The organism is Pseudoalteromonas aquimarina (assembly GCF_049257255.1).
Classification (GTDB): Bacteria; Pseudomonadota; Gammaproteobacteria; order Enterobacterales; family Alteromonadaceae; genus Pseudoalteromonas.
Map to the genome: position 1 here is coordinate 122,190 of NZ_JBMMUG010000001.1, position 25,520 is coordinate 147,709.

Genomic DNA, 25,520 nt, shown 5'->3' on the forward strand with positions numbered 1-25,520 from the left:
TTTATAAAGGCTCACTAATCAGTTTTATGCCTTGTTGTGATGCCTCGATATACCATAAATCGGTATACCAATCGCCAAGTACATAACGTGTTTTATTGTTGTAGTTATGCACATTAGGGCGGTGAGTGTGACCGTGGATCATCTGACTAACATTAAATTTAGTAAAATATTCTGACACAGTTTGTTCGTTCACATCCATAATGGCTTGCGACTTCATTTTTTTTGATTGTTTACTGTGGGCACGAATTTTAGCTGCTTTCTTTTGGCGAAAACTGAGCGGTAAATTAAGCATTAAAGTTTGCCACCACCATGAACGGCTTTTTTTACGAAATTTTTGGTATTCAATATCATCAGTGCAAAGCTCATCACCATGACAAATTAGTGTCGGTGTGCCGTATAAATTAATGACCGTTTGTTCCGGCAGCAATGTCATATCGCATGCTTTGGCGTAGTGCTTTTTAATTAAAAAATCGCGATTACCATGGGTAAAAAAAAGTTTTATGCCTGATTGGCTTAATTTATTTAATTCATGGGCGACTTTTTGATTGAGTGCTGTATGGTTGTCATCACCAATCCAGGCTTCAAAAAAATCCCCAAGAATATATAGCGCGTCTACCGATTTGGCGTTTTGCTGTAATTTATTAAGAAAGGAAAAGAAACCTTGATTAATCAAGGAAGTGTCGTCGCTTAAATGAAGATCTGCAATAAAATAGGTTTTATTCATAGTAGGCCAGAAATTGCCCCGCGAAACGCAGGGCAAAAGATGCTAATTAAGCGTCGATAGTTGCGCTTTCAATCACAACAGAATCAAGCGGCACGTCTTGGTGGAAACCATAGCTACCTGTTGGTACAGCTTTGATTTTCTCAACAATATCCATACCTTCAACTACTTCACCGAATACACAGTAGCCCCAACCTTGTGATGTTTCACTAGTGAAGTTTAAGAAGTCGTTGTTGTTCACGTTAATGAAAAACTGTGCTGTAGCTGAGTGTGGATCTGGCGTACGTGCCATTGCAATCGTACCTACTTTGTTTTGTAGGCCGTTATTTGCTTCGTTTTCAATTGGTGCTTGCACGTCTTTTTGTTCCATATCCGCAGTGAAGCCACCGCCTTGCACCATAAAACCGTCGATAACACGGTGGAAGATAGTACCGTCATAAAAACCCGATTTTACGTAGTTAATAAAGTTTTCTACTGTTTTCGGAGCTTTTTCTGCATTTAAAGCGATTTTGATGTCGCCAAAATTGGTTTTAATAGTAACCATGTTTATTCCAACTGTTAGTTTTTAATAAGTGTCAGGCTATTTTATAAAATATCTGGTAATAGAACAAAGAAAGATTTATCCGTTAACCACAACCATGTTAAAATGCCGCTTTAGTATGCGCAAACATAGAGGAAATTATAAATGTTGCAGATTTACAACACACTTACACGACAAAAAGAAGCCTTTAAACCACTAGTAGCTGGCAAAGTAGGCATGTATGTGTGTGGTATCACCATTTATGATTACTGTCATGTGGGTCATGCACGCACTTATGTGTCGTTTGATGTGATGAATCGCTTTCTTCGTCATGCTGGTTTTGATGTAACTTATGTACGAAATATCACAGACGTAGATGATAAAATCATCAAGCGTGCAAATGAAAATGGCGAAGCAATTGATGCGCTTACGGTGCGCATGACTAAAGCAATGCATGAAGATTTTGATGCGCTGAATATGCTACCTGCAGATATTGAGCCTACTGTAACCGGTCATATGGATGAAATCATTGCGATGATTGAACGTTTGATTGAGAAAAAGCATGCCTATGTAGCAAACAATGGTGATGTACTCTTTGATGTATCAACCTTTGAACAGTACGGTGCATTATCGCAACAAGACTTAGATATGCTTCAAGCGGGTGCGCGCGTTGAAGTTGCTCAAGACAAAGATGATCCGCTTGATTTTGTACTTTGGAAAAAAGCCAAAGTAGACGAGCCATCATGGTCAAGCCCGTGGGGTGAAGGACGCCCTGGTTGGCATATTGAGTGTTCGGCAATGAGTAACAAGCATTTAGGTGCGCATTTTGATATTCATGGTGGTGGCTCAGATTTACAATTCCCTCACCACGAAAATGAAATTGCACAGTCATGCTGCGCAACCGGTGAAAAGTATGTAAATACTTGGATCCACACTGGCATGGTGCAAGTAAATAAAGAAAAAATGTCTAAGTCGTTAGGCAACTTCTTTACGCTGCGTGATGTATTAAAAGAGTATGATCGTGAGTCGGTACGCTTTTTCTTGATTAATGGTCATTATCGTAGCCAGCTGAATTACTCAACGGAAAATTTAGAACAAGCGCGTGCAGCAATGGAACGTATTTACACAGCACTTCGCGGTGTTGAGTTAGTTGAAACGTCACTTGAAAATGATTATGTGGCGCGTTTTAACGCAGCGATGAATGATGATTTCAATACGCCTGAAGCACTACCGGTAATTTTCGAACTTGCAAAAGAAATTAACCGCTTAAAAGATGAAGATGCAAACCAAGCTGGTCAACTTGCATTTATTCTAAAAACGCTGGGTGAAATATTAGGTATTGCACAGCAAGATCCTGAGAGCTTTTTACAAGGTGAGCAGGATGATAATGAAGTGATAGAAATTGAAGCCTTGATTTTACAGCGTAATCAAGCCCGTGCAGACAAAAACTGGGCACTTGCCGACGAAGCCCGTGATAAGCTAACCGCTATGGGCGTTGTGCTTGAAGATAGCGCAGGTAAAACAACTTGGCGTAAAGCTTAATTAAGCTTAAACAATAAAAAAGGTTGCCACGGCAACCTTTTTTATTTCGGCTAGATTTAAATCTAAACTCTAGCTGTGATATGTTTCACACGCTTCAAGTGTGTTCGCAATTAAGCTTGCAACTGTCATAGGACCAACACCACCTGGTACTGGGGTGATAAAGCTGGCGTTTTGTGCAGCTACATCATATGCCACATCACCCACTAATTGACCTGATTCTAAGCGGTTAATACCTACATCAATAACAATCGCACCTTTTTTAATCCACTCACCAGGAATAAACTCTGCTTTACCCACAGCAACAACAACTAAATCAGCGCGGCGTACATGTTCTTCAAGGTTTTTAGTAAACTTATGACATACCGTTGTTGTACAACCAGCAAGTAATAGCTCCAATGCCATTGGACGACCAACAATGTTTGATGCACCAACAACAACAGCATCCATACCTTTGTACTTAACGCCTGTAGAATCAAGTAATGTGATAATGCCTTTTGGTGTACACGGACGAAGTGCAGGCATACGCTGTGCTAAGCGGCCTACATTATATGGGTGAAAACCATCAACATCTTTATGTGGTGTAATTCTTTCAAGAATTTGTTCAGCATCTAGACCTTCCGGTAATGGAAGCTGTACTAAGATACCATCTACTTCTGGGTCATTATTTAACTGCTCAACTAAATCCAGCAATTGTTGTTGTGTTGCATCACCAGGTAAATCAAAAGATTTAGAAACAAAACCCACTTCTTCACATGCTTTACGTTTTGAGCCAACATAAACTTGGCTGGCAGGATCTTGTCCTACTAATACAACCGCAAGACCGGGTGCGCGTTGACCTTGTTCTTTACGTTCTGCTACGCGCTGTGCAACAGATGTTCTAACTTGTTTTGCAATTGCTTTGCCGTCAATGATGTTTGCTGACATTAAAAAAACCTACATATAAGATACTAAAGTGTGGAGTGGGGCGCATTTTCTCATGAATTTACCCAATAGCCAACAGTGCAAAGCGGACAAATGTCCGATAAATTTGTTTATCTTTTATTCGTTACAATAGGGGGTATAACAAAAACTGAACACTTAGTGCTAAAATTAACCACTTAAACACTTTTTTCAAAAAAAAGGTTTGACGGGACTAGGTCAAATCACTATTATGCACCCCGTTGTTTACGAGCACTCACATGAATGTTCAAAAGCAGTCGGCGTTTAGCGCAGCTTGGTAGCGCACTTGGTTTGGGTCCAAGGGGTCGCAGGTTCAAATCCTGCAACGCCGACCATTTTTATAAAGGGTTTCTGCACTATAGGTGTGGTTCGAAATGCGCCCGTAGCTCAGCCGGATAGAGCAACGGCCTTCTAAGCCGTCGGTCGAAGGTTCGAATCCTTCCGGGTGCGCCATTTATAAAAATATAACAACACACTGCATAAAGTAGTGGCGGCTGTAGCTCAGTTGGTAGAGCCCTGGATTGTGATTCCGGTTGTCGCGAGTTCAAGTCTCGTCAGTCGCCCCATCTTACTTTATTACTGTATCGGCGTTTAGCGCAGCTTGGTAGCGCACTTGGTTTGGGTCCAAGGGGTCGCAGGTTCAAATCCTGCAACGCCGACCATTACAGTAACACATCTTTTGTCGGCGTTTAGCGCAGCTTGGTAGCGCACTTGGTTTGGGTCCAAGGGGTCGCAGGTTCAAATCCTGCAACGCCGACCACTTTACTCTCTCAAAAATTTCTAAATTTACACTCTAATTTCCTTAAAAATACTGCTATATCTAACCATTTTTATTAATTTCGTTAGGATACTCGACTATCTCAATTATTGCGTTATAATGCCGCGTCTAAAGTTTAACTTGAAACGCTTCATACCAATCTGGTAAGCAAATTTTAGGGTTTGATTATCAGATTGGTATTAGGTTTATTCCACAGTGGGCACAGGGTTTAGCAAAAATATTAATAAACTCTCACTGGGTAAAGGAAGGCGTAGAAACGCCAAATTAAAAAGATTGAGGTAAAACATGCAAGTTTCTGTTGAGACTACTCAAGGCCTAGAGCGCCGTATTACGATCACTGTTCCTGCTGAGAACATTGATACTGAAGTTAAAAAACGCTTACAACAACTTTCTAGAACACAGCGTGTAGATGGTTTCCGTCCAGGTAAAGTACCTGTGTCTATCATCAACAAGCGTTACGGTGCAGCAGTTCGTCAAGAAGTAGCTGGTGATCTAATGCAACGTAAGTACATCGACGCTGTAATCGCTGAGAAACTAAACCCAGCAGGTGCTCCTTCATTTGAGCCAAAAGCGCTTGAAGCAGGTAAAGATTTAGAGTTCTCTGCAACGTTTGAAGTTTACCCAGAAGTTGAAATCAAAGATTTAGAAAAAATCGCTGTTGAAAAGCCAGTTGTTGAAGTAACAGATGCTGATCTTGAAAACATGCTAGTTACACTTCGTAAGCAACACGCTACTTGGGTTGAAACTGAAGAAGCAGCAGCTGCTGATAACCGTGTAACAATTAACTTTGTTGGTACTATCGACGGTGAAGAGTTTGAAGGCGGTAAAGCTGAAAACTTCCCATTAGAACTTGGTCAAGGTCGTATGATCCCAGGTTTTGAAGATGGTATCGTAGGTAAGAAAGCAGGCGAAGAAGTTGTTGTTGACGTAACTTTCCCTGAAGAGTACCACGCAGAGAACCTAAAAGGTAAGCCAGCGCAGTTCACTATCACAGTAAACAAAGTAGAAGTTCAAGAATTACCAGAACTAACAGACGAGTTCGCTGTTAACTTCGGTATTTCAGAAGGCGGCCTAGACGCACTTAAAGAAGAAGTTAAGAAGAACATGAGCCGTGAACTTGACCAAGCTGTTAAAGCACAGGTTAAAGATCAAGTAATCAAAGGTCTTCTTGAAACGAACGAAATTGATGCGCCTAAAGCACTTATCGCTCAAGAAATCGATGTACTTCGTCAGCAAGCTGCACAGCGTTTTGGCGGCAACGCACAAAACATGCCTGAGCTTCCAGCTGAGCTTTTCCAAGATCAAGCGGCAACTCGTGTTAAAACTGGTCTACTTCTAGGTGAAGTAATCAAGTCAAACGAAATCAAGCCTGATGACGCTAAAGTTGAAGAGCTAATCGCAACTATGGCTTCTGCATACGAAGATCCAAACGAAGTTGTTGAATACTACAAGTCAAACGAGCAACTAATGCAACAAATGCGTAACGTAGCTCTTGAAGAAGCTGCAATTGATTCAGTACTTGCAAAAGCGACTGTTTCAGAAGTAGCTAAAGGCTTTGATGACATCATGAATCCACAAGCTGCGCAATAAGTCATTGACTTAAACGTTAGCTAACGATTAAATGGCTCGTGTATCTCTGCAAAATTTGCAGTTTGTACCGGGCCATTTTTATTGCCGGTAATCTGATAATCAGTTGGAATGTGAATTCCGCATTGTTTCAGCGTCATATGTTAACAAAACTAGGTTAGGACTTTGTTAGCACAAAAGGAAAGTATTAATAATGTTAAATAACCCACTCGATCCTTTAAATGCATTAGTACCAATGGTTGTTGAGCAAACAGCTAAAGGTGAGCGCTCTTACGACATCTACTCGCGATTATTAAAAGAACGTGTTATCTTTTTAACAGGTCAAGTTGAAGACAATATGGCAAATTTAATTGTTGCCCAGCTATTGTTTTTAGAATCAGAAAATCCTGAAAAAGACATTTTTATTTATATTAACTCGCCGGGTGGTTCAGTAACGGCGGGTATGGCAATTTACGATACAATGAACTTTATCAAGCCAAATATCAGTACGGTATGTATTGGTCAAGCGGCTAGTATGGGTGCATTCTTATTATCAGGTGGTACAAAAGGTAAGCGTTTCTGTTTACCAAATTCACGCGTGATGATCCACCAACCACTTGGTGGTTTCCAAGGTCAGGCTTCTGATTTTGAAATTCATGCTAAAGAAATTTTATCAATTAAAGATAAACTAAATAGATTAATGGCTGAGCACACAGGACAGCCACTTGAAGTTGTCGCAAACGATACTGATCGAGATAACTTTATGAGTGCTCAACAAGCAGTTGACTATGGTTTAGTTGACGGCATACTTTCACAACGAGATTAATATTTAGCGCTGCTATAAATCCTTTGCCATACTGGTAAAGAAGCTCGTTGTAAATTAGTTACCTTTTGTTTTTAAAAACATAAAGGTCGAGAAGAATATTAAGAGGTAGCTTAATGTCTGAAAATCGAAGTGACGGCGATAAGAGCGGTAAATTATTGTACTGTTCATTTTGTGGTAAAAGCCAGCACGAAGTTCGTAAACTTATCGCAGGGCCATCAGTTTATATCTGTGATGAATGTGTGGAACTGTGTAATGACATTATTCGTGAAGAAATAAAAGATATTGCGCCAGCACAAGCAAGCCAAGATAGTTTACCAACACCAAAAGAAATTCGCGGTAATTTAGATGACTATGTTATTGGTCAAGAACACGCGAAAAAAGTGTTGTCGGTAGCGGTATATAACCACTACAAACGCCTACGTCATTTAGGTGGCAAGAACCCTGTTGAACTAGGTAAGAGTAATATCTTACTTATCGGTCCTACAGGTAGTGGTAAAACACTCCTTGCTGAAACTATGGCGAAGCTACTTGACGTGCCATTCACGATGGCTGATGCAACCACATTAACTGAAGCAGGTTATGTGGGTGAAGATGTTGAAAACATTATTCAGAAACTACTGCAAAAATGTGATTATGACGTTGAAAAAGCACAGCGTGGTATTGTGTATATCGATGAAATTGACAAGATTTCTCGTAAAGCAGATAACCCGTCAATCACACGTGATGTTTCAGGTGAAGGTGTTCAGCAAGCTTTGCTTAAACTGATTGAAGGTACAGTTGCTTCTGTGCCGCCGCAAGGTGGTCGCAAGCACCCACAACAAGAATTTTTACAGGTAGATACCTCTAAGATCCTCTTTATTTGTGGTGGTGCGTTTGCAGGCCTTGATAAAGTAATTGAAGCTCGCAGTACTAAAAATACCGGTATTGGTTTTGGTGTAGACGTTAAATCAAGTGATTCTAAACGTTCACTAACAGAAGCGTTCCAAGATGTTGAACCAGAAGATTTAGTAAAATATGGTTTAATACCAGAATTTATTGGTCGTCTGCCAGTTGTTGCTACATTAGGTGAGCTTGATGAAGCAGCGCTTATTCAAATTCTAAGTGAACCGAAAAATGCACTGACAAAACAGTATGCATCACTCTTCGAAATGGAGAATGTTGAATTAGAGTTCCGCGAAGATGCGCTTAAAGCAATTGCTCATAAAGCAATGGAGCGCAAAACGGGTGCTCGTGGTCTTCGTTCAATTGTTGAAGGTGTGCTACTAGATACCATGTACGAACTTCCATCAATGGAAGAGGTATCAAAAGTTGTGATTGATGAAACCGTGATTAAAGGTGAGTCAGATCCTATTCTGATTTATGAAAATGCCACGCCTGACAAAGCAGTTTCTGAATAATTGACTGATTATTGAACGAAAAAGGGGCCTAATGGCTCCTTTTTTTATAAAAGCATTGATCTCTTTAAAAGAGATCCCCATATTCACAATTAATCTAAAAATTTATAATTCGCTGACTAAACTGAATACAGTTTAATGCAGCCTAAGTTACCAGTTTTACGCAAGGAACAAGTATGACCCTTGAACGTACCGATACGATTGAAATTCCAGTTCTCGCGCTTCGTGATGTTGTGGTGTATCCGCACATGGTTATTCCGCTATTTGTTGGCCGTGAAAAGTCAATAAAATGCCTTGAAGCCGCAATGGACAACGATAAGCAAGTGTTGCTTGTCGCACAAAAAGATTCGAATATCGATGAGCCAGAATCATCAGATATTTATGAAGTGGGTACAGTTGCCACTATTTTACAACTTCTAAAGCTGCCTGATGGCACTGTAAAGGTGCTAGTTGAAGGTACGCAACGCGCAGCAGTGAAGGAATTTGTATCTACGGAAGAATTTTTTGTAGCTAACGCAGAGTTTTTACAATCCACTGAAATTCCTGAAGCAGAGCAAGACGTCTTTATGCGAAGTGCTATCAATCAGTTTGAAGGTTACGTCAAACTGAATAAAAAGATAGCACCTGAAGTACTCAGTTCGGTTTCTGGTATTGAAGAAACAGCGCGCTTAGCAGACACCATGGCTGCACATATGCCGCTTAAAGTTGCTGAAAAGCAAAAAGCACTTGAGCTTGCTGATGTGAAAGAACGTCTTGAATACTTAATGGCACTGATGGAAGGTGAAATTGATGTATTACAAGTTGAGAAGAAAATCCGTTCTCGCGTTAAAAAGCAAATGGAAAAGAGTCAGCGTGAGTATTACCTCAACGAGCAAATGAAAGCGATTCAAAAAGAATTAGGTGATATGGATGATGTCCCTGACGAATTTGAAGGTTTGACTAAAAAAATTGAAGAAGCGGCAATGCCAACCGAAGCTGAAGACAAAACTAAGTCTGAGCTTAATAAACTTAAAATGATGTCGCCAATGTCGGCAGAAGCTACGGTGGTAAGAACCTATATTGATACCATGATTGGCGTACCTTGGAAAAAACGTTCTAAGGTGAAAAAAGACCTGGCTAAAGCACAGGAAATTTTAGATGCCGATCACTATGGTTTAGACAAAGTTAAAGAACGTATTATCGAGTATCTAGCGGTTCAGCATCGCACCAATAAATTAAAAGGGCCAATTTTGTGTTTAGTAGGTCCTCCAGGTGTAGGTAAAACCTCTTTAGGCCAATCGATTGCGCGTTCAACGGGGCGTAAGTATGTACGTATGGCGCTCGGTGGTGTGCGTGATGAAGCGGAAATTCGCGGTCACCGTCGTACTTACATTGGCTCTATGCCGGGTAAAATTGTTCAGAACATGTCTAAGGTGGGCGTTAAAAACCCGTTATTCTTGCTTGATGAAATCGATAAAATGTCATCAGATATGCGTGGTGACCCAGCATCAGCACTACTTGAAGTACTAGACCCTGAACAAAATACCAGCTTTAACGATCACTACTTAGAAGTTGATTACGACTTAAGCGACGTTATGTTTGTGGCAACATCAAACAGCTTTAATATTCCAGGGCCATTACTAGACCGTATGGAAGTAATTCGTTTAGCGGGTTATACCGAAGACGAAAAGCTGAATATTGCAATTCGCCATTTAATCCCTAAACAAATTAAACGTAATGGCTTAAAAGACGAAGAAATTTCAATTGAAGATAGCGCTATTATCGGCATTATCCGTTACTACACCCGTGAAGCAGGTGTGCGTAGTCTTGAGCGTGAAATTTCTAAACTGTGTCGTAAAGCGGTTAAAAACATCCTTCTTGATAAGTCACTTAAACAAGTTGTTATTAACGAAGACAACCTTGAAGACTACTTAGGTGTTAAACGCCACGATTACGGAAAAGCAGAAGGTAGTAATAAAGTAGGCCAAGTAACTGGTCTTGCTTGGACAGAAGTTGGCGGTGACTTACTGACAATTGAATGCGCTTCTATGGCGGGTAAAGGTAAATTAAATTATACCGGCTCGCTGGGTGATGTGATGCAAGAGTCAATTCAAGCGGCAATGACAGTTGTACGTAGCCGTGCTGAAGCGCTTCGCATTAACGAAGATTTCTATGAAAAGCGTGATATACACGTACACGTTCCAGAAGGCGCTACGCCAAAAGATGGACCAAGTGCGGGTATTGCAATGGTAACAGGTTTAGTTTCGAGCTTAACAGGTAATCCTGTACGTTCAGAGGTTGCGATGACAGGTGAAATCACCCTGCGTGGCGAAGTGCTACCAATTGGTGGCTTAAAAGAAAAGCTGTTAGCGGCACACCGTGGTGGCATTAAGACCGTAATTATTCCAAAAGAGAATGAGCGTGACTTAAAAGAAATTCCTGAAAACGTGATGGAAGGCCTATCAATTCACCCTGTGAAGCAGATTGAAGAGGTGTTAGAGCTCGCTTTAGCCGAGCCAATTGCTAGTTTTTCAATCGAAACGGCAAAAAATTAAAAAAATTCATCAAAAACCATCGAAAAGGGCTTTTCAAATAAAATCTCTGTGCTAAGTTAGGCACTGTAATTTTTTGCTAGCCCTTTAACGACGGTGATTAGCGCGAATTTTTATCGTTAATTTAACGCATTATTTTGGTGCATTAACTTAGCCTTTGTGTGGTAATAAACCACGATTAAATAATAACAATGGAAGGGGATGATATTGTGAACAAGTCTCAACTAGTTGATCAAATCGCAACAGATGCAGATATTTCTAAAGCAGCGGCTGGCCGTGCGTTAGATTCATTCATCGAAGCAGTAACAGGTGCACTAAAAGACGGTGATTCTGTTGCATTAGTAGGTTTTGGCACTTTCTCTGTACGTGAGCGTGCAGCACGTACTGGCCGTAACCCACAAACTGGTGAATCAATTGAGATTGCTGCTGCAAATATTCCTTCTTTTAAAGCGGGTAAAGCTCTAAAAGACGCAGTAAACTAATTGACTGTAGAAGGCTAAACTTGCCGTTTTCAAATTAACCTTTGAAACAGCAATTTTAATCTTCAAGTAAAAAGGCGCATCTGATAAGATGCGCTTTTTACATATATAGCGTCCTGTAATTATGTTCGCTTAGTTGTACAAAAGATGTACGTTTAACGAATGTAGTCACTAATAAACTCGGCAGTGATGCAGTCATTTCAGTACTAACTGAAACAGAAATAAGAGAAAAAACAATGCTAGAGAGAATCAGAGAAGGTTCACAAGGTGCAACGGCAAAAGTCATTTTAACCTTGGTGATTTTATCATTTGCTCTTGCCGGTATTGGTAGTTATTTAGGTCAACCTACGGAAACGCCTGTTGCAACTGTCAATGGCAAGGAAATTAGCCAGATGAGCTTCGCTCGTGCTTATGAGAACGAACGCAGCCGTCTAGAACAGCAATTTGGTGAATATTTTTCACAAATCGCCTCAGACCCAGCATACACAGCACGTATGCGTGAAAATGTTATCCAGCGCTTAGTACAACAAGAATTACAAATGCAACTTGCGCAAGAGCTTGGATTACGTGTTAGCGATGAAGCAATCAAAAAAGAAATTCGTAACATTCCTGCATTTCAGGTTGCTGGTGAGTTTAATAACGACCGCTACCTGCAAGTAATCCGTCAGATGAACTATCAGCCAGATGGTTTCCGTGATTACCTTCGCAAAGAAATGACACTTAACCAGCTAGCGTCTGCATTAATTGCGACAGATTTCACTTTAGAAAACGAATTAGCAGCAACGGTTAAATTACAAAATCAATTACGTGATATTGAGTCTGTAACTTTGAGTGCGGCAAATTTCAAATCAGAAGTTACGGTTTCTGAAGATGAAATTAAAGAGTATTACCAGCTTAATCAAAACCAATTTATGGCACCTGAAATGGTGGCGCTGGATTACATTGAGCTAAAAGGCACAGAACTACCGCTTGAAGAAGCCGTAACTGATGCTGAAATCGCAGCAAATTATGAAGAGAATAAAGCACTTTACATGGAACCTGAGCGTCGCCGTGTAGCGCATATTCTTGTTGAGAACTTAGAAGACGATGCAGCAGCGCAAGCTAAAGCAGAAGAAATTCTTGCTGAATTACAAAATGGTGCTGATTTCGCTGCAGTTGCAAAAGAGAAGTCAGACGATTTAGTAAGTGCTGAAATCGGTGGTGATCTTGAGTGGATTGACCGCGATATGATGGACCCTGAGTTTGAAGCAGCCGCATTTGCACTTGAGAATGTGGGCGATTTATCAGAAGTGGTTAAATCTGAATTCGGTTATCACATCATCAAGCTAACTGATTATGAACCAGAGCAAGTAAAACAGCTTGCGGATGTTTCTGCTGAAATTAAAGCACAATTAGAGCTTGATAAGCGTTTAAACCATTTCTATGAAGTGCAAACACGTGTTGCTGATCTTGCATTTGAAGTGGCAGATAGCTTAACAGATGCAGCTGAAGCTGCCGGTGTTGAAGTAAAATCAACGGGTCTTTTCTCGCGTAACAATGCGCCTGCACCTTTGAATAACCCTAAGGTGTTAAACACGGCATTTTCTGTTGAGATTTTAGAAGACGGCGTTAACTCTGAGCTAATTGAAGTTGCTGATGAGCATATTGTGTTTATCCGTGCAAAAGAACATAAAGCTGCTGCAGTTAAACCACTTGAAGAAGTATCAGCAGGTATTCAACTTACGCTTGAAAACCAAAAAGCGAGCGAGCTTGCGAAAGAGAAAGCACAAGAGCTTTATGCAAGTTTACAAGCAGGTACAGCATTGAGTGATATTGCTGCGAAGGCAAATGCAGAAGTAGTAGCGACTGCAGGCGTGAAGCGTCAATCGTTTGCTCCTTCATACGAAGTTGTTCAAGCGGTATTCAAAATGCCAACTCCAAGTGCTGAAGTGCAAAGCTCTGAACTAGTAACATTAGGCAATGGTGATGTTAGCTTAGTGGTACTAAATAAAGTATACGATGCTCCAGCAGCTGAAATTAGTGAACAAATGCGTGACGGTATTGCTCGTCAGCAAGTAAATAAACACTATGAAGGCTTTATTAAAGCGCTACAAGATAGTGCTGATGTAAAAACAGCGTCAGTTGCTGCACAAGAGCCAAACTTATAAAGTTTAGCTAGTAAAAAAGCGCCAATTTGGCGCTTTTTTTGTTTCTACTAGATTAATTTAATTAAGCGTAATCTCTGAATAGTTAGCAGGCGAGCATACGCTCTGCAAGTTTGGTTTGAGGGCTATTAAATACCTCGTGCGTTTCACCATATTCAACAACTTCACCTTTATGAAGAAGCAGTAAACTATCACTCATATGTTTTACCAAGCTTAGATGGTTGGTAATTAATACATAGCTCAATCCAGTTTCGCGTTGAAGGCGCAATAATAGATTAACCGTTTGGGCGCGTACCGATGGATCTAGCGAAGATAACGCTTCATCTAACACCAGCACCTTAGGATCTAAAATAATCGCACGAGCAAGCGCTACACGCTGGATTTGACCGCCTGAGAACATATGCGCGTAATAGTTACGGTGTTCAGCAAGCAAACCAACATTTAACAGGGTTTGGTTAATTTTCTCGCGACGGGCTTGGCTATCAAGATTTGTATTCAAAACTAAAATTTCATTTAGAATACTGCCAATTGGCGTGCTGGGGTTTAGGCTTTTCATCGGATCTTGGAAAATTAGGCGAATATCTTTGGTGTTTTCCACACGTCCACCATCATCTTCAATGATTTGCCCATTCAGCAAAATTTGACCGGAGCTAGAATTATCTGCCCCAGCAAGTATTTTTCCTAACGTGCTTTTACCTGAACCAGTTTCCCCAATAACAGCCAACGTTTCACCTTTACCAAGGCAAAAAGAGACATCTGATACAGCATTAAACTGTTTGCTTCGGAAAAGTCCCGCACGCACGTTAAAATGCTTATGCAGGGCTTGAACTTTTAAGATCGGCTCCATTAGCATTTTTCCTTATTGATATTTAATGGGAAATGGCACGCGTAGGTATGTCCATGGCTATCAGTCAAACGTGGCGTCATAACACACTCACGCTGCGCTTGCGGACAGCGGGGGCCTAAACGACAGCCTATAGGTAAATGCTGTAGTGTAGGAATTGTGCCTTTTAGGGCATAAAGCGGCGCTTTATGGGCAAGGCTCTGGTTATATTCAGGTAAGCTTTTTAATAATGCTTGAGTATAGGGATGCTTTGGTTTAGTAAAAAGCGTTTGTGTACGGCCAGCTTCAACCATCTGTCCACAGTACAAAACATGCAAGCCATGTGTCCAATCACTGAGTTCTGCTAATTCATGGCTGATCATCAAAATCGACATGCTTTTAAGTTGATTTAAACTGCGGAGTAAGCGGAATATTTGGGCACGGGTTGTACTTTCGAGTGCGGTTGTTGGCTCATCGGCAATTAACAGCTTAGGTGAGCGAGCAATTGCCATTGCAATCATCACCTTTTGACAGATCCCCTCTGACAATTCATGGGGGTAGCTATCAAATACATGGGCGTGTTCTTTAATACCTACTTTATGAAGCAGTGCCATTGCCCTTTTTTTCAGAGCTTTTCGTTTTTGTAAAAAGTTACCTTTTAAATTATTACGTGGAATACACTCAATCAGCTGATTATACACTTTGGCTGTCGGGTCAAGGCAGCTACTGGGTTCTTGGTAAATCATGGCAATTTCATTACCAATTAACTGGCGACGTTTTTCATTACTTAAACGCATTAAGTCGATACCACGCCAGTGCATTCTATCGGCAGTTATGCGCCAGCGCGCATTTAACACACCCATTAATGCTTTTGCTATTAGACTCTTACCAGAACCAGACTCACCCACCAGTGCATGCACTTCGCCTTCTTTTAAACTGATACTGACTCGGTCAACCGCGCGGATCACGGTATCACCGGTATCTAGTTCAATGGTTAAATTGCGAATATCGAGTAATTGCATTAGCTGGCCTTTCTTTTTTGTAGGGCTTGGCGTAAACCATCACCAACAAGATTAGTCGATAGAATTGTGATAAAGAGTAAAAAACCGGGAAGGGCAACAGTCCAAGGTGCCAGGTAAATTAGGCTTAGGTTCTCCGCCAAAATTGCACCCCATTCGGCAGTAGGAGGCTGCGCACCTAATTGCAAAAAGCCAAGTGCTGCAATATCCAAAATTGCGGTAGAAAGTGACATTGTAAAGATCAGCACTATTTGCTCATAAATATTCGGCAAAATGCCTTTACCTAAAATACGCCATTTACTTGCACCATCTAGGCGGTGAGCAATTACATAATCTTTACTCATTTCTTGGCTTACAATATTTCGAATGGAGTGAATATATTGTGGCAGCAGTGACAAAATAATCGCCCACACTGTATTCATTAAGCCTGGGCCTAAAATTGCTACGATAATAATGGCAAGTAATAGACTCGGAATAGCGAGCGTCACATCAAGTAAATGATTTAATACAGAAGAGCGCCAGCCTTTACTCAGTGCTGCCATAATACCTAAAATTACGCCAAAGAGTGTGGTGAGAAGGGCTGTAACAATAGCTAAACCAAACGTGGTGGTGGCACCATTCATTAAACGTGATAGCAAGTCACGCCCTAAGCCATCCGTACCAAGTAAGAAGTTAACACTGCCTTGGTCGTCCCAAGAGGGGGGTAAAATTAACGAATTGTTATGTTGTTCGTTAATACCATAAGGCGCAATTAATGGGGCAAGTATGGCCAGCACCGTTAAGAATAAAAAGATCCACAAACCCAACAAAGCAAGGTGATTTGACTTAAAGTTACGCCATAAATGACGTAATGGCGACTTGTTTGAGTCTTCTGTAAATAACTTAAACTTGGCCATGGCTTTGGTTTCTCGAAACAGGATCTAATAAATTATGCAGAATATCGGCTGCTATATTGGCAATAATCACAAACAATGAAACGGTTAATAAGCCGCCTGAAATCGCAGGGTAATCACGTTGGTAAATACTGTTAATTAGCCATTGACCAACACCTGGCCAAGAAAAAATAACTTCAGTAATCATTGCCAATGTAATCAGTGTACTAAATTGCAAACCAATCTGTTTAATAATTGGTAATAAAGCGTTTTTTAGCGCATGACGAGTGATAATTTCATAGCGGGTTAATCCCTTGGCGCGGGCTGTTTTGATATAAGGCTTATCAAGTACTGTAAGCGTTGAATCTTTAGTAAAGCGTGTTAGAACGCTTGTGGGATAAGTTGCCAGCACAAGAGTTGGTAGCGTTAAATGTTGAAATGCATCTAAAAGAGCTTGTTGTTTGTAATCTATATCACTTAACAAAATATCAATTAAGATAAAACCTGTGGTGTCTGGGATTTCATATAGCAAACCTATACGCCCACTCATCGGAAGCCAACCAAGGTGTAAACAAAAAACCATAATTAGTACTAACGCTAACCAGAAAATAGGCGTAGATATCCCAATTAGCGCAAATGAGTTAACAGTGTGATCAGGCAATTTTTTATGGTATGCAGCAGATAAAATTCCTGCTGGAACACCAATAATGATTGACACAATTAAGGCATAAAAAGCCAGTTCAATGGTCGCGGGAAACAGCTCTTTTATATGCTCAAATACAGGTTGTCCCGACGAAAAAGAAGTGCCCCAATCACCATGGAAAATATGTGTTATAAACTTAATATATTGAGAAAAATAACTCTTATCGAGTGCGTACTTTTGCTCTAACGCATCGCGTTCGAACGAATTTGGCGATTGCACACCGCTTAAATTCGAAACTGCTTCACCTGGGAACAAATACGCTAACGAAAAGGTAAACGCACTAAGTAACAACAGCATAAAAAAGAATAGCGTCAAGCGTCTTGCAAGGTAATCACGTAACATCAGTCTTTCCTCGCGTTGGCTAGTGAAATACCACCAAACGGCGGAACTTCAACCCCTTTAATATGGGTTGATTTTGCTTGTAAACGCAGCCCATGGGCAATGGGTAGTAAAGGAAGCTCTTGAGCAACCATTTGTTGGGCAGCGAAATACACTTCTTTACGCGCATCAATATCATTTGTGTCATGTGCTTTGGTTAGCAGTAAATCAAATTCGGCATTACACCAATTTGACGGGTTTTTACCACTAAATACAGAAGCACAACTAAGAATTGGGTTTAGAAAATTATCGGGCTCAGGCGAATCCGCCGCCCAACCAATTAATACAGAGTCATGTTGATGAAGCGTTAAGCGCTCTAAAAACGTATTCCACTCATATTCAACAATATTTACCTTAATGCCAATTTGTTTTAATTCACTTTGAATAAGCTCTGCCATTTTTCGTGCATTTGGGTTGTAAATACGGCTCACTGGCATGGCCCATAAGTCCATAGTAAAACCGTCTTTATAGCCTGCAGTTTCAAGTAACGATTTAGCTAAATCTAGGTTGTAACTAGGGTAATTCGGTTGTGCCTGATAAGCCCAAGATTCTGGAGGTAAAATCGACTGGGCAAGATCTGCATTATTAAAATAAACCGCTTGCAGTATTTTTTGTTTGTCGATGGCGTGAGAAATAGCACGGCGAACTTCAACTTTATCAAATGGCGGTTTTTGCGTATTAAATGCCAGATAGCCAACATTTAAGTTGGCCAGTTTTTCAACATCAATATCTGCGCGATTATTTAATACTTCAATATGTGCACTGCTCGGGTGCGCCGCAATATCACATTCGCCTGTAAGTGCTTTTGCAATTCGCGTGTTGGAGTCTGAGGTGATATCAAATACCAACTGTTCAATTGCGACGTCACTGCGCCAGTAATGTTCATTACGGTAAAAGCGAACAAACGCATCGCGTTTAAAACGTTTATATTTATAGGGGCCGGTGCCAACAGGCAAGCGATCAATATCTTCTAACGACTCGTTTTTTGTTAATTTATCAGCGTATTCTTTTGAAAGCACAATGGCAAAGTCAGTAGCCATATTTGATAAAAAGCTGCTGTCTGAACTAAAAAGTTCAAAAGTAACTTGGTATTCACCAGTTTTGGTGACTGATCGAAATGATTGATCTAAACCGATACTTTGAAAATAAGGGTAATTGCCACCGCCAACAAAATGAAAGGGGTTATATACATCAAATAAACGGGTAAACGTAAAAACCACATCATCGGCATTTAATTTTCGCGAAGGAATAAAGTAATCCGTTTGATGAAAATCGACATCATCCCGTAAATTGAAAACGACTTTTTTGCCATCATCTTCAAATGACCAACTGGTCGCCAGTTCAGGAATAAATTCACCATTTGAAGGGTCAATAGAGAGTAAACGGTTATAGAGTTGATGTGAGATAATATCAATGGTTGAACCGGTAGTGGTTAATTGTGGATTAAACGAAACAGGATTTGCTTCGGAACAATAAACCAAACCGTTGATGTTTTTTTGTTCTTCAAACGAACAGGCAGCAAGAAAAGTGCAAGCAATAATAGCCGACACCTTTTTGCTGTTACTTAGAAGTAACTCTTTTATTTTTAGCAAGTTACTTCTTTTCTTGTAAGTTAATTTTGCTGCTTTATAGCGTTCGCGCACTGGCATCTAATAGATTGTATTTTTTTAAGTAGCCCCGCAGCTGATGATAGGTTAATCCTAAACTGTCAGCTGTTTTTCTTTGATTATATTGGCAATATTTAAGTGCGTCATTAATTAAATCAATTTCGTACTGATTTGAGAGTGTTTTTAAATCACATGGAAAGCTAAATTCAGATTTCGCAGTGACGATATTTTCACTCACAGCTTCAGTGGGTGTTTCATTTGACTCAACTAAAGGTGTCGAAATTCTATCGTTAGTTTTGACCTTTTGTTTTGGTCTAAATGGGCTAACAAAGGGGTCAAGAATAATATCATGTACCGGCACGTGCGGATTTGCTGCGCGATAAACACTGCGCTCCACAGCATTTTTGAGTTCACGGATATTGCCCGGCCAATGATATTCCAATAAGGTTTCTTGCGCTTTACGTGTAAACCCGCTGAATAATTCCCACTCTAAATCCCGTGCCATATTAATTGCAAAGTTTTCTGCCAGTAGCATAATGTCTTCTTTGCGCTCCCTTAGCGGTGGTAGGGTAATTACATCAAAGGCTAAGCGGTCGAGTAAATCACTGCGAAACTCGCCTTGTTCAGCAAGACTGGGTAAATCTTCATTGGTTGCACACACTAAGCGTGTGTTAACACGAACGGTAGACTTACCACCTACACGTTCAAATTCGCCATATTCAATAACGCGTAAAAGCTTTTCTTGAATAAGCCCTGATGTATTGGCTAATTCATCTAAAAACAGTGTGCCACCATCCGCGCGTTCAAAACGGCCTTCATGGCGTTTGCTTGCGCCGGTAAATGCGCCCGACTCGTGGCCAAATAGTTCGCTTTCTAACAAGTTTTCATTCAGTGCTGCACAGTTGAGTTTTACGTAGTTCTGATCCCAGCGACTGGATAGAAAGTGTAAACGTGCTGCTATTAGTTCTTTACCTGTACCACGCTCGCCAATAATCAGTACTGGTTTATTTAATTGTGCCACCTGAGAAACATGCTCTAATACTTCTAAAAAGCTGTTAGACTGGCCTAAAAGATTGTCCTGTTGATTAGTTCGACTCATTTTTACTAACTCTTGGTCAAATTTGCTAACATCTAGTGTATTTTAATTCTAACTGTGTTTAAAGTTTTTTATATTTCAAAATATTTCTATTTAAAAACATTGGGTTAGTTGTTATTTAAAAGTTGGCAAGCATCTTGATAATGTAATATCGGTCAGTCATAAATTTTAAATTTGAGGAAAGTATTATGGGAATTTTTTCACGCTTTGCAGATATTGTGAATTCGAACATTAATGCACTTTTAGATAAGGCAGAAGATCCAGAAAAAATGGTTCGTCTGATTATTCAAGAAATGGAAGACACGCTTGTAGAAGTGCGTTCAACTTCAGCGAAAACGATTGCTGAAAAGAAAGAATTAGCACGTCGTGTTGAGAAACTTGAACAAGAAGCTGCGGATTGGCAAGCTAAAGCAGAACTTGCGTTAAGTAAAGATCGTGAAGATCTTGCGCGTTCAGCGTTAGTTGAAAAGAAAAAATCGACAGAAGCGGCAAGTGCTGTTGCACATGAACTTGCTCAAGTGGAAGAGCATATTGAAAAGTTGCAACATGAAGTGGCTGCACTGCAAGACAAACTTGCAGATGCAAAAGCACGTCAAAAAGCGATTATTCTTCGTCAACGTTCTGCTGAATCTCGTTTAGGTGTTAAAAAAGCGCTAGATTCTTCTAAAGTTGAAGATGCGTTAAGTCGCTTTGAACATTACGAAAACAAAATTGATGGCTTAGAGTCACAAATTGAATCGTATGAAATGGGTAAAAAGTCATTATCCGATGAAATCGCAAGTCTTCAAGACGAAGAGAAAATTGATGATGAACTAGCTGCTCTTAAGAAAAGCATGGCTAAAAAAGATAAGTAATAATTAAAGCTTGGGAGAGCAGGAGGGCACTATGAGTGGGTTTGAAGTTATAGCAGTTCCAACAATCTTGTTTATGATATTTGTTGCGCCATTGTGGTTAATTCTACATTACCGTAGCAAAAAACAAGTCAGTCAAGGATTAAGCGAACATGAGCACCGCCAGCTAATTGAATTAGCAAATAAAGCAGAAAAAATGGCTGATCGCGTTAAAACGCTAGAAGCAATTTTAGATGCGGAGGCGCCTGAGTGGAGGGCTAAAGTATGAGTAGACGCAGAGGTGAGTTATATCGCGACCCGAAACGCGGCAAGTTAGCAGGTGTGTGCGCAGGGTTAAGTGATTACTTCAATATGGAGCTGTGGCTAGTAAGGATTATCTTTATTTCAGCAGTACTCTTGCTCGGTGGCCCATTCTTTATTGTTGCTTATATTGCATGTTGGTTTATTTTGGAGGTAAAGCCGGAAACCTTACCTCATCAAGGTAAAACCGAAACGATTGATACTGAAAGACCAATCGAAGTTAAATCGAAAGTGTGGCAAGCGGGTGAACCACCACGTCGTGCACTACACGATTTGAAAGAACAGTTTGATCGTATTGATGGCCGCTTACAAGCGATGGAAAAGTACGTTACTTCACCGGAGTTTACAGTGAGCCGTGAAATCAACAAACTATAGTCACTCAGCGAACAATTGAAACGGGTAAGTTTATGAAAATAACTTACCCGTTTTATATGCAAGGAGAGGGTTATTAAGCATTCAGACCAATTGCAAAAATTGCGTGCAAAAGCCACAAAGCTGGTTAAGCGTGGATTAGATCAACATGTTAAGCTGGCGGTTACTGGACTCAGTAAAAGCGGTAAAACAGCCTTTATCACATCACTCATTCATCATCTGACAAACGCAAAAAGTCAGATGCCATTTTTTTCACTGCAGCAACAAGAGCGTTTTATAGCTGGTAAATTAGTTGGTCAAGATGATTTAAGTGTAGCAACGTTTGATTATGTGCATGCACTCTCTGAACTGCAGGCTGGTAGATGGCCTGAATCCACTAATCGGTTGAATACGTTGCGACTAAATTTGAAGTACAAGCCAAGTAGTGGTTTGCGCTCGCACTTAACGGATGTTGCCACACTGACAATTGATATTTTTGATTACCCTGGGGAGTGGTTGCTCGACTTACCCATGCTCGATGAGTCATTTATAGAGTGGAATAACCGCCAATTTGCATTGTTAAAAAAATCGCCAAGATACCCGCATAGTGAAGCATTTTTAGCAAAGCTTAATCAGTTTGATTGGACACAAGAAGTTGATTACAGCCAGTTAAAAGCTCTGGCACTGGAATACCGTGATTTACTTTTGCTATTTAAAAATCAATGCCAGTTAACAGAGTTACAACCGGGCCGTTTAATTATGCCGGGTGAATTGGAAGACGCTCCGATTACGCTGTTTTTCCCGGTGAAAACCATTGATCACCAAACACTGGCAAATGCTCCTGAAAATAGTTATTTATTCACCTTAAAACAACGTTTCGAACAATATAAAAAAGACGTGGTGAAAACCTTTTACAGTAACTTTTTTGGTGGCTTTGACAGGCAAATTATTTTAGTTGATTTATTGGGTGCGCTGGATAAAGGGCGTGATGCATTAGTGGAACAAAGTGATGTTTTAAAGTCGTTACTTAAACATTTTGATTACGGTAAAAGTGGTTTCTTAAGTCGCTTATTTTCCCCAAAAATAGACAAAATTCTATTTGCTGCTAATAAAGTTGACCATTTAAGTGTTGAGCATCATAAAGATTTAGCGCTGCTATTAAACAACTTAATTCTTGATGCGCAAAATGATTTAAATTACCAAGGTGTGACCGTTGAAACCATGGCGATGAGCTCAGTCAAGGCAACCAAACAGGTTAAAGTGACTGAAAATGGTCAAGTGCTCAATTGTATTTTTGGTAAGTCAGTTGATAGTGAGCAGTTGCTTACCTATTTGCCGTCACAACCACCGATGCGATTGTTATCAGAAGAACAATGGCCAGAGAATGGGTTTTCGTTTCCTAGTTTTTATCCGTTATTGTCAAAACAAAACACGCTTGAACATGTCAGGCTAGATCATGCCATTGAGTATTTAATTGGGGATAAAGTGCTATGAGTGAATTGCAAAAAGGGCGTGTAATTAATCAATTTACTGAAGAGCAAGATCAACAATTACAGTCAATCTTGGAAAATGTAGAAACACTACAACAAGGAAAGGTGATTGAACCGACTGAAATTGAGCTTTTAGAAGATGAACATCAATTTGAGAACGAACTTGAAGCCCTTGCTACATCTTCTAAGCCAAATTGGCTTGGACGAATTTTTGTTTTATCTTTGATGGTTTTAGTATTTAGCGAAGTGATTTTTTCACTGATTGATGCAATAAATTCATCGCCTGTACTTGCTGGCGTTTACGGCATTGCAATAACAACGGCGCTTGCTTTGATAGGCAAGGTTGTTTTCCGCGAATTTACTTTGTTACGCAAACTTAAATCGACAAAAAATCAACAGTTAGCTGGCGCGCGCTTGATGGAGTCGGTGCAAATTGGCGAAGCTAAACATTTTATAACCTCGATAAATCAGCATGTAAGCAATGAAAAATTAGCGATGATGCTGTCTCAAATAGATGAGCACCATACCGATAAAGAAGTGATGTCGCTTTATGCTAATACTGTTTTAGCAGAACAAGATAAACAGGCTCAAGATATCATTAAAAAATACGCATCAACTTCAGGGGTGATGGTAGCCATATCACCTATTGCATTAGTAGATATGGCAGTGGTGCTATGGCGCAGCACTAAAATGATAGAAGACATAACCAAAGTGTATGGTTTGCCGCTAGGCTATGTTAGCCGCATAAAGTTGTATCGAATGACCTTAAAACAAATGCTGTTTGCAGGCAGCGCCGAATTGATTAGCGATTTTGCCACAACAGCCCTCAGTGCCGAGCTTGCAGGAAAATTATCTGCACGTGCAGCACAAGGGGTGAGTGTAAGTATCTTTACCGCACGTATTGGCTATAAAGCAATGGAATTAAGCCGTCCGTTACCTGGCTTACCTAGCAAGAAAAACTTGTTAACATCATGCGTTAAACTTGCAATCGACAGTGTTAAAACAAAAGATAATAGCCAAAGTGGAAAATAAACTTTACGCATTTTTGGGCTTTTGTATACAATTTTAGCCGTCTAACAATCTAGCTTGCTTGTTGTTTTTTCAGTTGTGCATTAATTATGTAATTAATAATTATGACAACAATTTAAGCAAGTAGTATGAAATCACAACTTTCGGATAAGAGCTTATGTATTCATGGTGGCAAACAGCATGATCATGCACATGGCCCTTTAAGCACCCCAATCTATCAATCATCCACCTTTGTTTTTGATAACGCAGAGCAAGGCGCAGCGCGCTTTGCTGGCGAAGAAGCAGGCTATATTTATTCGCGCCTTGGCAATCCAACTACGCGTGAATTAGAACTGAAAATAGCGGCATTAGAAGAAATGGAAGATGGCGCAGCTACAGCGACGGGCATGGGAGCAGTCTCTGCGTCGGTGCTTAGCTTTTTAGAAAAGGGCGATCATCTCATTGCCTCTAAAGCGGTATATGGCTGTACTTTTGCGTTGTTTTCACACATGTTGCCAAAGTTTGGTATCGAAGTAACGTTTGTTGATATGGAAGATCATAGCGCTGTTGAAAAAGCACTAAAATCAAATACCAAAATGATCTTCGCTGAAACTCCAATCAACCCAAACCTTGTGGTGATTGACCTTGCCTTTATTGGTGATTTTGCCAAACGCAATAATTTAATTTCGGTGATTGATAACACCTTTATGACGCCACTTTTGCAAAAACCAAAGCACTTTGGCATTGATATAGTGCTGCACAGTGCAACCAAGTACTTAAATGGCCATGGCGATGTGGTTGCTGGTCTAGTGTGTGGTAGCAAAGACCACATTGAGACAATTAAATTTACTGTACTGAAAGATATCGGCGCAACTATAAGCCCGCATGATGCTTGGTTGATTATTCGAGGTATGAAAACCCTCAGTGTTCGCATGGAAAGACACTGTAGTAATGCACAAAAAGTGGCAGAGTTTTTAGCTCAGCACGACAAAATAGAACAAGTATATTACCCAGGCCTAAAATCTCACCCAGGTAACAAATTTATTGGCACGCAAATGAAAGCGGCTGGTGGTGTGATTGCGTTTGAATTAAAAGGCACACTTGAAATGGGAGCGCAGTTTATCAATGCAACTAAGCTGTGTACTTTAGCTGTAAGTTTAGGTGATGCCGAAACTCTTATTCAACATCCAGCATCAATGACGCATTCGCCTTATACACAAGAGGAGCGATTAGCTGCGGGCATTTCAGATGGGCTTGTGCGTATTTCCGTTGGTCTTGAAGAAGCTGACGATATTATTGCTGATTTAGCGCAAGCGCTTGAGCAAATCTAGTTAAATTATCTTTACATGTGGCTAAGTTAAGAGACGCAAAGCGTCTCTTTTTTTCAAAAAAGTATGCGCTTAAAATTTCTAAAACACTTCATTAACAAAGCAATAAGTTCATAAATCATATTTTTGTAATAAAAGTTGTACACTGTGGTGTTGTAAATTTCCTTAATTTATAAGGCTGTTTATTTTTATATACGCCTATGTAAATTTAATGATACAAACTAAGGTGTGTGCTGCATTTCCAAAAGAGCCAT

22 protein-coding genes and 5 tRNA genes are annotated in these 25,520 nt (G+C 40.2%); 18 read left to right on the plus strand and 9 right to left on the minus strand.

The features are described 5' to 3' along the window. Window position 1 precedes the first annotated feature (1 nt). Window positions 2–724 carry a UDP-2,3-diacylglucosamine diphosphatase gene (locus AAEU29_RS00525; protein WP_421971620.1) on the minus strand — a complete coding sequence of 241 codons (723 nt, stop codon included), beginning with the start codon at window positions 722–724 and terminating at the stop codon, window positions 2–4. A gap of 46 nt (window positions 725–770) precedes the next feature. Then, window positions 771–1,265, minus strand: coding sequence for a peptidylprolyl isomerase (locus AAEU29_RS00530; RefSeq protein ID WP_274761430.1), 495 nt, complete (start codon window positions 1,263–1,265; stop codon window positions 771–773). A gap of 141 nt (window positions 1,266–1,406) precedes the next feature. Between AAEU29_RS00530 and cysS the strand changes: the two genes are divergently transcribed. Continuing rightward, complete coding sequence (gene cysS, locus AAEU29_RS00535) at window positions 1,407–2,783, plus strand: cysteine--tRNA ligase (RefSeq protein ID WP_421971621.1); 1,377 nt, start codon at window positions 1,407–1,409, stop codon at window positions 2,781–2,783. A gap of 69 nt (window positions 2,784–2,852) precedes the next feature. Here cysS and folD read toward each other — a convergent pair whose 3' ends face one another. Further along, window positions 2,853–3,707, minus strand: a complete 855-nt coding sequence (gene folD / locus AAEU29_RS00540; RefSeq protein ID WP_421971622.1) for a bifunctional methylenetetrahydrofolate dehydrogenase/methenyltetrahydrofolate cyclohydrolase FolD — start codon at window positions 3,705–3,707, stop codon at window positions 2,853–2,855. Between the two features lie 273 nt (window positions 3,708–3,980). Between folD and AAEU29_RS00545 the strand changes: the two genes are divergently transcribed. From AAEU29_RS00545 to AAEU29_RS00595, 11 genes are all read left to right on the plus strand, one after another. Continuing rightward, window positions 3,981–4,057, plus strand: a tRNA-Pro gene (locus AAEU29_RS00545). 41 nt (window positions 4,058–4,098) lie between these two features. Continuing rightward, window positions 4,099–4,175: transfer RNA gene (locus AAEU29_RS00550), tRNA-Arg, on the plus strand. A 37-nt stretch (window positions 4,176–4,212) separates the two neighbouring features. Further along, window positions 4,213–4,288 (plus strand) — tRNA-His (locus tag AAEU29_RS00555). 19 nt (window positions 4,289–4,307) lie between these two features. Beyond that, window positions 4,308–4,384 (plus strand) — tRNA-Pro (locus AAEU29_RS00560). Between the two features lie 21 nt (window positions 4,385–4,405). After that, window positions 4,406–4,482: transfer RNA gene (locus tag AAEU29_RS00565), tRNA-Pro, on the plus strand. A 303-nt stretch (window positions 4,483–4,785) separates the two neighbouring features. Next, window positions 4,786–6,090 carry a trigger factor gene (gene tig, locus AAEU29_RS00570; RefSeq protein WP_421971623.1) on the plus strand — a complete coding sequence of 435 codons (1,305 nt, stop codon included), beginning with the start codon at window positions 4,786–4,788 and terminating at the stop codon, window positions 6,088–6,090. A gap of 190 nt (window positions 6,091–6,280) precedes the next feature. Then, a complete protein-coding gene (clpP, locus tag AAEU29_RS00575; protein ID WP_274763409.1) occupies window positions 6,281–6,892 on the plus strand; it encodes an ATP-dependent Clp endopeptidase proteolytic subunit ClpP in 612 nt (203 codons plus the stop codon). A gap of 113 nt (window positions 6,893–7,005) precedes the next feature. Further along, the gene (gene clpX / locus AAEU29_RS00580; protein ID WP_421971624.1) at window positions 7,006–8,289 is read left to right on the plus strand and encodes an ATP-dependent protease ATP-binding subunit ClpX; all 1,284 of its coding nucleotides are present in this window, start codon (window positions 7,006–7,008) and stop codon (window positions 8,287–8,289) included. Between the two features lie 173 nt (window positions 8,290–8,462). Continuing rightward, the gene (gene lon / locus AAEU29_RS00585) at window positions 8,463–10,820 is read left to right on the plus strand and encodes an endopeptidase La (protein WP_421971625.1); all 2,358 of its coding nucleotides are present in this window, start codon (window positions 8,463–8,465) and stop codon (window positions 10,818–10,820) included. 206 nt (window positions 10,821–11,026) lie between these two features. Continuing rightward, the gene (hupB, locus tag AAEU29_RS00590) at window positions 11,027–11,299 is read left to right on the plus strand and encodes a nucleoid-associated protein HU-beta (protein WP_274763406.1); all 273 of its coding nucleotides are present in this window, start codon (window positions 11,027–11,029) and stop codon (window positions 11,297–11,299) included. Between the two features lie 233 nt (window positions 11,300–11,532). Further along, window positions 11,533–13,443, plus strand: coding sequence for a SurA N-terminal domain-containing protein (locus AAEU29_RS00595; RefSeq protein WP_421971626.1), 1,911 nt, complete (start codon window positions 11,533–11,535; stop codon window positions 13,441–13,443). Window positions 13,444–13,525: 82 nt separating this feature from the next. Here the strand turns inward: AAEU29_RS00595 and AAEU29_RS00600 are convergent, their stop codons facing one another. From AAEU29_RS00600 to pspF, 6 genes are read right to left on the minus strand one after another with little or no spacing between them, the layout of a single operon-like run. Then, window positions 13,526–14,287 carry an ATP-binding cassette domain-containing protein gene (locus AAEU29_RS00600; protein ID WP_421971627.1) on the minus strand — a complete coding sequence of 254 codons (762 nt, stop codon included), beginning with the start codon at window positions 14,285–14,287 and terminating at the stop codon, window positions 13,526–13,528. Next, entirely contained in the window at window positions 14,287–15,285 is a 999-nt protein-coding gene (locus tag AAEU29_RS00605; RefSeq protein WP_421971628.1) for a peptide ABC transporter ATP-binding protein, read from the minus strand. Before AAEU29_RS00605 ends, AAEU29_RS00600 begins: the two co-directional genes overlap by 1 nt. Beyond that, window positions 15,285–16,178, minus strand: a complete 894-nt coding sequence (locus tag AAEU29_RS00610; protein WP_274763402.1) for an ABC transporter permease subunit — start codon at window positions 16,176–16,178, stop codon at window positions 15,285–15,287. The genes AAEU29_RS00605 and AAEU29_RS00610 overlap by 1 nt, the downstream gene beginning before the upstream one ends. Then, window positions 16,165–17,199, minus strand: coding sequence for an ABC transporter permease (locus AAEU29_RS00615; protein ID WP_421971629.1), 1,035 nt, complete (start codon window positions 17,197–17,199; stop codon window positions 16,165–16,167). Before AAEU29_RS00615 ends, AAEU29_RS00610 begins: the two co-directional genes overlap by 14 nt. After that, on the minus strand, window positions 17,199–18,884 hold the full coding sequence (locus AAEU29_RS00620) for an ABC transporter substrate-binding protein (RefSeq protein WP_421971630.1): 1,686 nt from the start codon (window positions 18,882–18,884) through the stop codon (window positions 17,199–17,201). Before AAEU29_RS00620 ends, AAEU29_RS00615 begins: the two co-directional genes overlap by 1 nt. Further along, on the minus strand, window positions 18,862–19,941 hold the full coding sequence (pspF, locus tag AAEU29_RS00625; protein ID WP_421971631.1) for a phage shock protein operon transcriptional activator: 1,080 nt from the start codon (window positions 19,939–19,941) through the stop codon (window positions 18,862–18,864). The genes AAEU29_RS00620 and pspF overlap by 23 nt, the downstream gene beginning before the upstream one ends. 185 nt (window positions 19,942–20,126) lie before the next feature. Here pspF and pspA point away from each other — a divergent pair, with 185 nt between their 5' ends. From pspA to megL, 6 genes are all read left to right on the plus strand, one after another. Further along, the gene (gene pspA, locus AAEU29_RS00630; protein ID WP_421971632.1) at window positions 20,127–20,792 is read left to right on the plus strand and encodes a phage shock protein PspA; all 666 of its coding nucleotides are present in this window, start codon (window positions 20,127–20,129) and stop codon (window positions 20,790–20,792) included. Window positions 20,793–20,823: 31 nt separating this feature from the next. Next, entirely contained in the window at window positions 20,824–21,057 is a 234-nt protein-coding gene (gene pspB, locus AAEU29_RS00635) for an envelope stress response membrane protein PspB (RefSeq protein ID WP_274761820.1), read from the plus strand. Further along, window positions 21,054–21,464, plus strand: a complete 411-nt coding sequence (gene pspC, locus AAEU29_RS00640) for an envelope stress response membrane protein PspC (RefSeq protein WP_274761819.1) — start codon at window positions 21,054–21,056, stop codon at window positions 21,462–21,464. The genes pspB and pspC overlap by 4 nt, the downstream gene beginning before the upstream one ends. 90 nt (window positions 21,465–21,554) lie before the next feature. Next, a complete protein-coding gene (locus AAEU29_RS00645; protein ID WP_421971633.1) occupies window positions 21,555–22,934 on the plus strand; it encodes a YcjX family GTP-binding protein in 1,380 nt (459 codons plus the stop codon). After that, window positions 22,931–23,962: a TIGR01620 family protein gene (locus AAEU29_RS00650; protein ID WP_421971634.1), complete on the plus strand. Its 1,032-nt coding sequence runs from the start codon at window positions 22,931–22,933 to the stop codon at window positions 23,960–23,962. Before AAEU29_RS00645 ends, AAEU29_RS00650 begins: the two co-directional genes overlap by 4 nt. A 125-nt stretch (window positions 23,963–24,087) precedes the next feature. Then, window positions 24,088–25,269, plus strand: coding sequence for a methionine gamma-lyase (gene megL / locus AAEU29_RS00655; protein WP_421971635.1), 1,182 nt, complete (start codon window positions 24,088–24,090; stop codon window positions 25,267–25,269). The last annotated feature ends 251 nt before the right edge of the window (window positions 25,270–25,520 follow it).

Coding starts and splice junctions, on each gene's coding strand:
- AAEU29_RS00525 (WP_421971620.1), bottom strand. CDS start 724: ATGAATAAAACCTATTTTATTGCAGATCTTCATTTAAGCGACGACACT.
- AAEU29_RS00530 (WP_274761430.1), bottom strand. CDS start 1,265: ATGGTTACTATTAAAACCAATTTTGGCGACATCAAAATCGCTTTAAAT.
- cysS (WP_421971621.1), top strand. CDS start 1,407: ATGTTGCAGATTTACAACACACTTACACGACAAAAAGAAGCCTTTAAA.
- folD (WP_421971622.1), bottom strand. CDS start 3,707: ATGTCAGCAAACATCATTGACGGCAAAGCAATTGCAAAACAAGTTAGA.
- tig (WP_421971623.1), top strand. CDS start 4,786: ATGCAAGTTTCTGTTGAGACTACTCAAGGCCTAGAGCGCCGTATTACG.
- clpP (WP_274763409.1), top strand. CDS start 6,281: ATGTTAAATAACCCACTCGATCCTTTAAATGCATTAGTACCAATGGTT.
- clpX (WP_421971624.1), top strand. CDS start 7,006: ATGTCTGAAAATCGAAGTGACGGCGATAAGAGCGGTAAATTATTGTAC.
- lon (WP_421971625.1), top strand. CDS start 8,463: ATGACCCTTGAACGTACCGATACGATTGAAATTCCAGTTCTCGCGCTT.
- AAEU29_RS00595 (WP_421971626.1), top strand. CDS start 11,533: ATGCTAGAGAGAATCAGAGAAGGTTCACAAGGTGCAACGGCAAAAGTC.
- AAEU29_RS00600 (WP_421971627.1), bottom strand. CDS start 14,287: ATGGAGCCGATCTTAAAAGTTCAAGCCCTGCATAAGCATTTTAACGTG.
- AAEU29_RS00605 (WP_421971628.1), bottom strand. CDS start 15,285: ATGCAATTACTCGATATTCGCAATTTAACCATTGAACTAGATACCGGT.
- AAEU29_RS00610 (WP_274763402.1), bottom strand. CDS start 16,178: ATGGCCAAGTTTAAGTTATTTACAGAAGACTCAAACAAGTCGCCATTA.
- AAEU29_RS00615 (WP_421971629.1), bottom strand. CDS start 17,199: ATGTTACGTGATTACCTTGCAAGACGCTTGACGCTATTCTTTTTTATG.
- AAEU29_RS00620 (WP_421971630.1), bottom strand. CDS start 18,884: ATGCCAGTGCGCGAACGCTATAAAGCAGCAAAATTAACTTACAAGAAA.
- pspF (WP_421971631.1), bottom strand. CDS start 19,941: ATGAGTCGAACTAATCAACAGGACAATCTTTTAGGCCAGTCTAACAGC.
- pspA (WP_421971632.1), top strand. CDS start 20,127: ATGGGAATTTTTTCACGCTTTGCAGATATTGTGAATTCGAACATTAAT.
- pspB (WP_274761820.1), top strand. CDS start 20,824: ATGAGTGGGTTTGAAGTTATAGCAGTTCCAACAATCTTGTTTATGATA.
- pspC (WP_274761819.1), top strand. CDS start 21,054: ATGAGTAGACGCAGAGGTGAGTTATATCGCGACCCGAAACGCGGCAAG.
- AAEU29_RS00650 (WP_421971634.1), top strand. CDS start 22,931: ATGAGTGAATTGCAAAAAGGGCGTGTAATTAATCAATTTACTGAAGAG.
- megL (WP_421971635.1), top strand. CDS start 24,088: ATGAAATCACAACTTTCGGATAAGAGCTTATGTATTCATGGTGGCAAA.